This is a genomic window from Saccharomonospora iraqiensis subsp. iraqiensis (assembly GCF_000430445.1).
GTDB lineage: Bacteria > Actinomycetota > Actinomycetes > Mycobacteriales > Pseudonocardiaceae > Saccharomonospora > Saccharomonospora iraqiensis.
On the sequence record NZ_KE387090.1, the window covers coordinates 40,582 to 50,746 of the forward strand.

The 10,165-nt window shown below is 72.8% G+C and carries 10 protein-coding genes; 6 read left to right on the forward strand and 4 right to left on the reverse strand.

All coding sequences use genetic code 11. The annotated features are described in order from the left end of the window. On the reverse strand, window positions 1–754 hold a 754-nt coding region (locus ACTIR_RS23070), incomplete at its 3' end, for an IclR family transcriptional regulator (RefSeq protein ID WP_084789473.1). 242 nt (window positions 755–996) lie between these two features. On the opposite strand from ACTIR_RS23070, the gene ACTIR_RS0112435 reads away from it, so the two are divergent. Together ACTIR_RS0112435 and ACTIR_RS0112440 are read left to right on the forward strand one after the other, a co-directional pair. Beyond that, entirely contained in the window at window positions 997–1,872 is an 876-nt protein-coding gene (locus ACTIR_RS0112435; RefSeq protein WP_026454534.1) for an LLM class F420-dependent oxidoreductase, read from the forward strand. A gap of 37 nt (window positions 1,873–1,909) precedes the next feature. After that, window positions 1,910–2,533 carry a nuclear transport factor 2 family protein gene (locus tag ACTIR_RS0112440; RefSeq protein WP_026454535.1) on the forward strand — a complete coding sequence of 208 codons (624 nt, stop codon included), beginning with the start codon at window positions 1,910–1,912 and terminating at the stop codon, window positions 2,531–2,533. Between the two features lie 243 nt (window positions 2,534–2,776). Here ACTIR_RS0112440 and ACTIR_RS0112445 read toward each other — a convergent pair whose 3' ends face one another. Continuing rightward, window positions 2,777–3,238, reverse strand: coding sequence for a MarR family winged helix-turn-helix transcriptional regulator (locus ACTIR_RS0112445; protein WP_026454536.1), 462 nt, complete (start codon window positions 3,236–3,238; stop codon window positions 2,777–2,779). Window positions 3,239–3,349: 111 nt separating this feature from the next. Between ACTIR_RS0112445 and ACTIR_RS0112450 the strand changes: the two genes are divergently transcribed. Genes ACTIR_RS0112450 through ACTIR_RS0112465 form a run of 4 tightly spaced genes read left to right on the forward strand, consistent with a single transcriptional unit; the run spans window position 3,350 to window position 7,141 of the window. Beyond that, window positions 3,350–4,258 (forward strand): SDR family NAD(P)-dependent oxidoreductase, encoded by a 909-nt coding sequence (locus ACTIR_RS0112450; protein ID WP_026454537.1) that lies wholly within the window; start codon window positions 3,350–3,352, stop codon window positions 4,256–4,258. 14 nt (window positions 4,259–4,272) lie between these two features. After that, the gene (locus ACTIR_RS0112455; RefSeq protein WP_026454538.1) at window positions 4,273–5,142 is read left to right on the forward strand and encodes an amidohydrolase family protein; all 870 of its coding nucleotides are present in this window, start codon (window positions 4,273–4,275) and stop codon (window positions 5,140–5,142) included. Then, entirely contained in the window at window positions 5,135–6,664 is a 1,530-nt protein-coding gene (locus ACTIR_RS0112460; RefSeq protein ID WP_026454539.1) for an acyl-CoA synthetase, read from the forward strand. The genes ACTIR_RS0112455 and ACTIR_RS0112460 overlap by 8 nt, the downstream gene beginning before the upstream one ends. Before the next feature lie 15 nt (window positions 6,665–6,679). Next, on the forward strand, window positions 6,680–7,141 hold the full coding sequence (locus ACTIR_RS0112465) for a MaoC family dehydratase (RefSeq protein ID WP_026454540.1): 462 nt from the start codon (window positions 6,680–6,682) through the stop codon (window positions 7,139–7,141). A 168-nt stretch (window positions 7,142–7,309) separates the two neighbouring features. On the opposite strand, the gene ACTIR_RS0112470 is transcribed toward ACTIR_RS0112465, so the two are convergent. Further along, the gene (locus ACTIR_RS0112470) at window positions 7,310–8,974 is read right to left on the reverse strand and encodes an AMP-binding protein (RefSeq protein ID WP_026454541.1); all 1,665 of its coding nucleotides are present in this window, start codon (window positions 8,972–8,974) and stop codon (window positions 7,310–7,312) included. 19 nt (window positions 8,975–8,993) lie between these two features. After that, window positions 8,994–10,019, reverse strand: a complete 1,026-nt coding sequence (locus tag ACTIR_RS0112475) for an ABC transporter ATP-binding protein (protein WP_026454542.1) — start codon at window positions 10,017–10,019, stop codon at window positions 8,994–8,996. Window positions 10,020–10,165 lie beyond the last annotated feature (146 nt).

Consider the following 10,165-nt stretch of genomic DNA (forward strand, 5'->3'; position numbering starts at 1 on the left):
GCGCCGCCGCGCCCGTCACCAGGGGCGCGACCTTCTCCAGCGGGGTGCCGGTGTCCCCGACGACGGAGATCGCCGCGACCGGCCCGTCGGCGCCGCGCACCGCGGCGGCCACGCACGCGATGCCGGGAAAACACTCCTCCCGCTCGAAGGCCAGTCCCCTGCGTTTGCGGATACGGTGCAGTTCCTGGTGCAGTGTGCCCATCTCGCTGATCGTGCGGGGCGTCATCCGGCCGATCCGTTCGCGCAGCCCGGCGTCGACGTCCTCCGGTTCCATCCACGCCAGCATGGCCTTGCCCAGCGCCGTGGAATGGGCGGGCGCACGCCCGCCGACCCGGGAGGGCACCGAGGTCGCGAAGACCCCGCCGACCTTGTCCAGGTAGTACACCTCCGCGCCGTCGAGCACGGCGAGGTGCACCACGAGCCCGGTCCGGGTCTGCAGGGCGTGCAGCAGCGGGGCCGCGGCCTCCCGGATCTCCCCGTGGCCGCCGTCGCGGCCCGCCAGACTCAGCGCCCTCCGGCCGAGCGCGTAGCCGGTGCTGGTGTGGTCCAGCCAGCCCAGGCGCACCAGCTGGTCGAGGATGCGGTGCGCCGTGGAACGCGGGAGCTGGGTCAGCGTCGCCACGTCCTCCAACGTGCGCCTGCTGTTCCGGCCGTCGAACGTGTCCATGATCAGGGTGATCCGCTCGGCCATCGACGGCGGCACCTCGCGCCGGTTCCGCGGGGTGGTCTCGGGTGGAGTACCGGCAACAGTCATTGGTGCCCTCCCAGCTCCACAGAACTGAAATGAATTCTTGTGCAAGGACGGTAGCAGCGGACCCCGGCTCAAGGAAGGCCCGGAATCGTCGGAGGCCCGCACGGCCACCGCGGCTCCCGGTCTGCGGGACACCGGCCACACCGGCGCCCACCGCCGGGATAGGAACGTATTTCAGCCACCGGGGCCGCGGGCCCGGCACCCGGGGCGGGAGCGACCGACGACGGACGACCGGGAGGCGGACGATGCGGGTGGGGATCGTGACCCCGGTGGTGGTGCAGCTGCCCGGGGCGCACGCGGAGTGGGAGGTCACGGCGGGCATCGAGGAGATCGCCGGGATCGCCGCGACGGCCGACCGGCTCGGCTACCACCACCTCACCTGCAGCGAGCACGTCGCCGTCCCCGCCGGGGTGGCCGAGCAGCGCGGCGGCACCTACTGGGATCCGCTGGCGACCTTCGGCCACCTCGCCGCGTACACCCGGCGCATCCTGCTCGCGACCCGGGTGCTCGTGCTCGGGTACCACCACCCGCTGGAGATCGCGAAACGCTACGGCACGCTCGACCGACTCTCCGGGGGACGGCTCGTTCTCGGCGTGGGTGTGGGCAGCCTCGCCGAGGAGTTCGATCTGCTCGACGTGCCGTTCCGCGACCGCGGCGCACGCGCCGACGAGGCACTGCGTGCGCTGCGGTCGTCCCTCGGCGAGCGGGTCGCCGAGTTCCACGGCACCTACTACGACTACGCGGACATGGTGGTGGATCCGCACGCCACCCGGCGCAGCCCGATCTGGGTCGGGGGGCGGACGGCGCGCTCGTTGCGCCGCGCCGTGGAGCACGGCGACGGGTGGGTGCCGTTCGGCCTGCGCACGGCGGAACTGGGCGAGCTGCTGTCCCGGTTCGCACTTCCCGCCGGGTTCGAGGTCGTGTTGAGCACGGGGGCACCGCTGGACCCGCTCGCCGACCGGGACCGCACGCTGCGTGCCCTCGACCGGCTCCGGGCGGCCGGGGCCACCCTGGTGAGCGTGTCCCTGCACGCCGAGTCCGCCGCGCACCACCGGGACCAGTTGGCGGCCCTGCGCGACCTCGACACCGAACTGGACCTGTCGTTCGCGCCGCGCGCGTGAGCGGTGCCCGACCGCGCCGACCCCGAGGGAGCAGCCGATGACCACACCGAACGGCCCGAACGGCCCGAGCGGCGCGGGGGGCACGGACGCCGACGCCGACCGCCTCGCCCGGCTCGAACGCCGGGTGCGGGAACTGGAGGACACCGCCGAGATCCAACGGCTGATCGCGACCTACGGCCCGCTCGTGGACAGCGGGGACGCGGAGGCCGTGGCCGCGCTGTGGGAGCCGGACGGTGTCTACGACGTGGACACGGGGGTGCTCACCGGGCACGACGAGATCGCCGCGATGGTCCGGTCCCGGCCGCACCAGCGCCTGATCGCCACCGGCTGTGCCCACGTGGTCGGCCCGGCCCACGTCACCGTGCACGGCGACGAGGCCACGGCCACCTGCTACTCACAACTCCTCCTGCACGACGCCCCCGACGCCCCCGACGACGCCGCCGCCCCGGAGACCGGGACCGGGACCGGGACCGGGACCGGGGCTTCCACGCGGCCGGGCGGGTTCCGTGTCCTCCGGGTGACCGCGAACCACTGGCACCTGCGCCGGGGCCCGCACGGCTGGCGCGTCCACCGCCGCACCAACCGCCTGCTCGACGGCAGACCCACCGCCCCCACCCTCCTCGCCGCCGACGTCACACCCCCCACCACCCCCGCGAGTTGACACCCCAGACTCGCGAGTCGTCACCCCAGACTCGCGAGTCGTCACTCCAGTCCCGCGAGTCGCCACTCCAGTCCCGCGAGTCGCCACTCCAGTCCCCCGAGTCGCCGCTTCAGATCCGCGAGTCGGCGCTCCGGTCCCGCGGGTCACCGCCCCGGCCCGACGACCCGGTCCCCGACGTCCCGGCAGGCGTGCGCCCGTCGGCTCGGCCGGTCCGCGACACCATCCTGCGGTGACCCGCGCCCGTCACCGGTTCCCGCCGTCGGCGTCGGCCGTGTCCACGATTCGCGCGAGCAGCTCCCGCAAGGTGTCCTGCTCCGCGTCACTCAGCGCGCGCAGGCGGTGCCGGGTGTCCGCCCACACCCGCTCCCCCGCACGGTGCCGGACCCGCTCCCCTTCCTCGGTGGCCACGACCAGCCGGGTCCGCCGGTCGGACGGCGCGGGCCGCCGCTCCACCAGCCCGGCACCGACGAGTTCGTCCACCAGCAGCACGACCTGACTCGGGTCCAGCCCGAGCGTGCCGGCCAGTTCCCGCTGGGAGATCCCGTCCGGTGCGCGCACGGCCAGGGCCAGGACCGAGTACTGCCGGACCCGGAGTCCGTACTCGCCGAGTGCGGCATTGGCCCCCCGCACGGCGAGTCCGCTGGCCCGGGAGAGCAGGAAGCCGACGTCGTCCGTCAGCTCCGGGAGATTCATGTACTTCTCCATAGTTGACAACCTCTACTATCTCTCCCTAGCGTACAGAACGGCATCGACGGGGCGACGAAGCCTTCGGTCACGTCCCGCCCCGCATCCCCGGCGAGACAGGGAGTCGTTCAAGTGGATCTTTCCGGCAAGGTCGCGATCGTGACCGGTAGCGGCCAGGGACTGGGGCGCGCCTACGCCACCGAACTCGCCCGGTGCGGCGCCTCCGTCGTCGTCAACGACGTCGACTCCGCCGCCGCCGAGGCGTGCGTCGACGACATCCGGCGGGCGGGCGGTACCGCCGTCGCCGAGGTCGTCGGGGTGGGCACCAGCGAGGCCGCACAGGCCCTCGTCGACCGGGCGGTGTCCGAGTTCGGCCGGCTCGACGTGCTCGTCAACAACGCGGGCATCCTGCGGGACTCCACGCTGTGGAAGATGTCCGACGACGACTTCGACGCCGTGCTCACCACCCACCTGCGTGGCACGTTCACCTGCACCCGCGCCGCGGCGGTCCGGATGCGCGAACAGGGCGAGGGCGGCCGCATCATCTGCGTCGGCTCCCCCACCGGCCAGGTCGGCAACTTCGGGCAGACCAACTACGCCGCGGCCAAGGCCGGCATCGTCGGCATGGTGCGCACCTGGGCCCTGGAACTCGCCCGGGCCGAGGTCACGGTGAACGCGGTGGTGCCCGTCGCGGCGACCGCGATGACCGAGACCGTGCCGTTCTTCACCCGCTACGTCGAGGCGCTCTCCGCGGGCGAACCGCTGCCCCCGTTCGCCCGGAAGGAACTCGGATTCGGCGCGCCGGAGGACGCCGCCGGGGTGGTGGCCTTCCTCGCCTCCGACGCCGCGGCCGGGATCACCGGTCAGGCGGTCGGCATCGGCGGCGACCGGCTGTCCCTGTGGTCGCACCCGGACGAGATCGTCACCGAGTTCGCCGACGGCACCGGGTGGTCGGCCGATGCGATCGCCGAGGTCTGGCCGGAGCGGTTCGCCGCCGCCGAGCAGACCACGGGTCAGCAGCTCCCCGAGGAGGCGAAGTGAACCGCACACCCGGAATGGACGTGGACGAGCTGGTCGCCGTCGACGTGCACGTGCACGTCCATCAGGACCTCGACGGGCACCTCACGATGGACGACGAGCTGCTCGACGCGGCGTCGGCGTACTTCAAGGCCGAGGACCCCAATCCGACCGTGCCCGAGATCGCCGAGCAGTACCGGCAACGGCGGATGGCCGCGGTGGTGTTCACCGTGGACACCGAACTGGCGACCGGGCACCCGGCGGTGTCCAACGAGGGCATCGCCGAGGCGGCGGCCGAGCATCCGGACGTGCTGATCCCGTTCGCCTCGATCGATCCGGCGCGCGGCGTCGCCGGGATCCGGGCGGCGCGCAGACTGGTCACCGAGTACGGCGTCCGCGGGTTCAAGTTCCATCCCAGCCTGCAGGGCTTCGAGCCGAACGACCGGCGGGTGTATCCGCTCTACGAGGAGATCCAGTCGCTCGGCGTCCCCGCGTTGTTCCACACCGGACAGACGGGGATCGGGTCGGGGCTGCGCGGTGGGCGCGGCATCCGGTTGCGCTACTCGGATCCGATGCTGCTCGACGACGTCGCCGTCGACTTCCCGGACCTGACGATCATCATGGCACACCCGTCGGTGCCGTGGCAGGACGCGGCAATCTCGGTCGCCCAGCACAAGCCGAACGTCTACATCGACCTCTCCGGCTGGGCGCCGAAGTACTTCCCGCCACAGCTGGTGCGGGCGGCCGACACCATGCTGCGGCACAAGGTGCTGTTCGGCTCGGACTTCCCGCTGATCACGCCGGAACGCTGGATCCGGGACTTCGAGCGGCTGGAGATCCGTGAGGAGGTCCGGCCGCTGATCATGAAGGAGAACGCGGTCACGGCCCTGGGACTGCGCCATGCGTAACGCCGGACTGGGCTCGTGGCCGGAGCGGCGACGGCGGATCTCCCCCGACCGCGACGCCGTGTGGTTCGAGGGGAGCACGACCTCGCACGCCGGTTTCGCCGAACGGGTGCGGCGGGTGGCGTCGGCCCTGGCCGCCCACGGGGTCCGCACCGGGGATCGGGTGGCGTGGACCGGGGAGAACCACCCCTCCGCGCTGGAGACGCTGTACGCCTGCGGACAGCTCGGGGCGATCTGGGTGCCGGTCAACGCCCGGCTCACCGTGGCCGAGGCGGAGTACGTACTCGCGCACTCCGGCGCGTCGGTCGTGCTCCACGGCCGGGAGCACGGCGAGTGGGCGGACGCGCTGCGCGAGCGTCTCCCCGCGGTCCGGCACTGGATCGCGACGGAGCCGCCCACGTCCGGCGGAGCCGACTCCCTGCCGTACGAGGACCTGCTCACCGAGGCGGATCCCGAGCAGCGGGACCATCCGGTCACGCTCGACGACCCCTGCCTGATCATGTACACCTCCGGCACGACCGGCAGGCCCAAGGGTGCCGTGCTCACCCACGGCAACATGACGTCCAACGCGGTGAACCAGTATCTCGGCCTGCACATGGTCCCGGACGAGCGGACGCTCGCGCTCGCGCCGCTGTTCCACATCGGCGGACTCAACGGCACCGTGAACCCGGCACTGCTCGCGGGCGGCTGCGCCGTCGTGCTGCGCCGGTTCGACCCGGCCGACACGCTGCGGGTCCTGGAACAGCAGCGGGTGAACTCGTTCTTCGCCGTGCCGACCATGCTGGACGCCATGGCACGCGAGGCGGAGTTCCACGACCGGGACCTCTCCGCGCTGCGCGGTATCGGCGCGGCGGGCGCACCGGTGCCGCTGCCGACGCTGCGCACCTGGCTGGACCGCGGGGTGACCATGCAGCAGTGCTACGGGATGACCGAGGCGGCGCCGGGCTGCACCGTGCTCGACTCCGCCGACGCCGTGCGCAAGGTCGGGTCGGCGGGCAAGCCGATGTTCTTCACCGACCTGCGGGTGCTGCGCCCGGACGGCACCGACACCGACACCGACGAGGTCGGGGAGATCGTGGTGCAGGGCCCGAACGTGATGGCCGGGTACTGGAACGAGCCGGAACGCACGGCCGAGGTCCTGGTGGACGGCTGGTACCACACCGGCGACGCCGGCTCCCTGGATTCCGAGGGCTACCTCTACATCCACGACCGGTACAAGGACATGATCATCTCCGGTGGGGAGAACATCTACCCCGCCGAGGTCGAGTCCGCGCTGCTGGAACTGCCGGAGGTCGAGGAGGCCGCCGTGATCGGCGTCCCGGACGAGACCTGGGGCGAGGTGGGGCTCGCACTGATCCGTCCCGCCCCGGACGGCGACCCGGACGCGGACACGATCCGTGCCGCGCTGGCGACCCGGCTCGCCCGGTTCAAGGTGCCCCGGCACGTCGAGTTCGTCGACGACCTGCCCAAGACCGCCACCGGCAAGGTCCGCAAACCCGACCTGCGGGCCCGGTACCGCCACTGACGAGGAGAGCTTCGCATGAGCACCACCACGACCACCACACTCGCCGGACTGTCCGGCCTGCAGGGCGCCGAGCTGGGCACCAGCGACTGGGTCGACGTGCCGCAGGAACGGGTCAACCGGTTCGCCGAGGCGACCGGCGACCACCAGTGGATCCACGTCGACGTCGAACGCGCCCGTGCCGAGAGCCCGTTCGGCGGCCCGATCGCCCACGGCTATCTCACCCTCTCCCTGCTGATCCCGATGTGGTCGCAGGTGTTGGAGGTGACCGACGCGACGATGGCGGTGAACTACGGGCTGAACAAGGTCCGCTTTCCCGACTCCGTCCCGGTGGGGTCCCGGGTGCGGATGACCGCCACCCTGACCGGGGTCACCGAGATCCCCGGCGGCGTGCAGGTCACCGTCTCGGCCGTGATCGAGCGGGAGGGCGGGGACAAGCCGGTGTGCATCGCCGAACCCGTGTTCCGCTTCCTCGCCTGAGTGCCGTGCCCACCGCGCGGGCCGGCGGGGCGCGTCCCACGGGCAGGGGGTGTCGACCCGCCGGCCGGCGGTGCCGACTCGCGGGCACCTGGCGACGACTCGCGGGCGTGGAGTGGCAACTCGCGAGCACGGAGTGGCAACTCGCGGGCACGGAGTGGCGACTCGCGGTCAGGGGGTGGGGAGGTGGGCGGTTCGGCCGTGTGCGGCGAACTCCTGTTCCAGGGCTTCGCGGTCGGACGGGGTGAACGGACGGTAGTCGCCCGTGAGGTCCGTGCGCCGGTAGACGGGGTCGGTGGTGTGCCACGCCCGGGTGCGCAGCGGCCGCTTGTCCACCTTGTTGTTGCCGGTGAGCGGGAGCGCCGACACGAGGCGGACGAACCGGGGCCACCACTTGGTGCCCAGGTCGGGCCGGGAATCGAGGAAGCGGGCGAAACCGTCCGGGTCGAACGTGCACCCCGGCACGAGTTCCAGCGCGCACATCACCTGGTCACCGGTGCGGGGATCGGGCACCGGGTACACCGCGGCCGCCGCGACCGCCGGGTGGTGGGCGAGGATGCGTTCGACCGGGGCGGCGGCGAAGTTCTCGCTGTCCACCCGCAGCCAGTCGGAGGAGCGCCCCGCGAAGTAGAAGAACCCGTCGGCGTCGCGGTAGGCGAGATCGCCGCTCCAGAAGTCGGCGCCGCGCACGCGCTCGGCCGTGGCCCCGGGATTGTTGTAGTAGCCCTCGAACGCGGCCGCGCCGCCGAGCGCGACCAGCTGACCGATGGCGTCCGGGTTGGCCAGCCTGCCGTCGGCGTCGAGTTCGGCACGCGGGCACTCGGTGCCGGTGGCCTCGTCGAGCACCCGCACGTCCGCCCCGCCCACCGGGACACCGAGCGCGCCGGGCGGGGTGTCCGGGGTGCGGTTGATCCGGAAGACCCCCTCGCTGAGCCCGAAGCCCTCGGAGACCACACAGCCGAACCGGCGCCGGAAGCGTGCGACGTCCGCCTCGGAGGCCTCGGTGCCGAAGGCGACGGCGAGGGTGCTGTCGGCGTCCCGGGGGTCCGGCGGTGTGGACAGCACATAGGACAGTGCCCGCCCGACGTAGTTCACGTAGGTCACGCCGTACCGGTGGACGTCGGCGGAGAACTCCGAGGCGGAGAACTTCCGGCGCATCGCGATCCGCGCGCCGACCGCGGTGGCCGGTGCCGCGTTCATCATCACCGCGTTGCCGTGGAACAGCGGCATGCACAGATACGTCACCGATTCGCGGGACAGCCCCACCCGTTCGGCCATCGTGTCGGCGAGCGTCCCGAGCCGGCCCTGGCTCACCACGACCGCCTTCGGCGCGCCGGTGGAGCCGGAGCTGAACAACAGCAGCAGCGTGTCCCCCGGTGCGGGCCCGGGACGACCCGCGGGGTCCGGTGCGGCACCCCGGTGGGCCGCGAGGTGGTCGGCGTAACCCGGCGCGTCGATGTCGCGCACCGTTTCCACCCCGTGCTCGATCCCGTCGAGCAGGACCCGCTGCCGGGACTCGGTGACGATCAGGTCGCAGTCGGTGTGCCGGATGTCGCGGGCCAGTTCCGCACCCCGGCGGCTCGGGTTGATCCCGACCAGCACGTCGCCGGACAGCGCCACCGCACCGAGCCAGAACAGGTAGTCCGGGACGTTGTCCAACAGCACCCCGACGTGGCGCTGCCGGCCTCCGGACACGGGCAGGTCGGCCTGCAGCGCGGCGGCACGGCAGGCGCACTCCGCCACCACCTCGGCCCAGGTCCACTCCCGGTCGCCGAAGCACAGTCCGACGGTGTCGTCGTCGGCGCGCGAACGCAGGACGTCGGCGAAGGTCCGCACCGGTTCCCCCTCTCTCCCGTCACGCGGCCGGGCGCGCGGGGTCGTCGCCGTCCACGGCGACGTGGTGGCAGGCGACGTGGTGACCGGTTCCGATCGTGCGCAACGGCGGCTCCTCCCGCGCGCAGATCCCGGTCGCCCACGGACAGCGGGTGCGGAACCGGCACCCGCTCGGCGGATCGAGCGGTGAGGGCAGTTCCGTGGACCCCGGGGTGGTCCCGGTCCCGCCGTCCGGGTCGGCACCGCCCGTCCCCGGGGTGTCCGGTACCGACTCCAGCAACAGCCGGGTGTACGGGTGCGCCGCGGACCGCATCCGCCCGGACGGCACCACCTCGCACACCTTCCCGAGGTACATCACCATGATCCGGTCGCTGACGCTGTTCACCACGGCGAGGTCGTGGGCGATGAACACCATGCTCAGGCCGTGCTCGTCCTTCGCCGACTCCAACAGGTTCAGGATCTGCGCCTGCACCGAGACGTCCAGACTGGACACCGGTTCGTCGCAGATCAGCACCCGGGGTTCGAGCAGCAGCGCGCGGGCGAGGCACACGCGCTGGCACTGGCCACCGGAGAGTTCGTGCGGTCTGCGGTGCCACACCACCGCGGGGTCGAGCCCGACCGAGGACAGCACCTGCTCGATCCGCTCGCGCCCGGGCGGCGGGCCCCACAGCACGGCACCCTCGGCCACCAGATCGGCCACCGTCCGCCGGGGGTTCAGCGACGACACCGGGTCCTGCAGGATCATCTGCATCGGCCTGCGGGCGCGACGCAGTTCCCGCCCGGTGAGTCCGGTGAGTTCGGTGCCCGCCAGCCGCACCGACCCGGCCGTCGGCGGGGGCAGCTGCATCGCGGCCCGCCCGGCGGTCGACTTGCCGCACCCGGACTCGCCGAGGATGCCCAACGTCTCCCCCGGGAGCAGGTCGAAGCTGACCCCGGAGACGGCGTGCACGTGCCGACGGCGGCCGACCGGGAACTTCACGACCAGGTCCCGGACCGACAGCACCGCCTCGGCGTCCGGACGCAGGTGCACGGTGGCGGCGCTCGTCATCGGTGCGCTCCTTCCACGGCGAGCGGGTGGTGGCAGGCGAACAGGTGCCGTGCGGACCCCGGCCCGCCCGCCGTCGACACGGGCTCCGTCGGCACGGTGTCCGTCGGCGCCGGGCCCGTCGGCACGGGCTCCGTCGACACGGCGTC

Bases quoted from the DNA above. Each gene is read 5' to 3' on its own strand.
- ACTIR_RS0112455 (WP_026454538.1), top strand. From the start codon at position 4,273: ATGGACGTGGACGAGCTGGTCGCCGTCGACGTGCACGTGCACGTCCAT.
- ACTIR_RS0112465 (WP_026454540.1), top strand. From the start codon at position 6,680: ATGAGCACCACCACGACCACCACACTCGCCGGACTGTCCGGCCTGCAG.
- ACTIR_RS0112435 (WP_026454534.1), top strand. From the start codon at position 997: ATGCGGGTGGGGATCGTGACCCCGGTGGTGGTGCAGCTGCCCGGGGCG.
- ACTIR_RS0112445 (WP_026454536.1), bottom strand. From the start codon at position 3,238: ATGGAGAAGTACATGAATCTCCCGGAGCTGACGGACGACGTCGGCTTC.
- ACTIR_RS0112475 (WP_026454542.1), bottom strand. From the start codon at position 10,019: ATGACGAGCGCCGCCACCGTGCACCTGCGTCCGGACGCCGAGGCGGTG.
- ACTIR_RS0112460 (WP_026454539.1), top strand. From the start codon at position 5,135: ATGCGTAACGCCGGACTGGGCTCGTGGCCGGAGCGGCGACGGCGGATC.
- ACTIR_RS0112440 (WP_026454535.1), top strand. From the start codon at position 1,910: ATGACCACACCGAACGGCCCGAACGGCCCGAGCGGCGCGGGGGGCACG.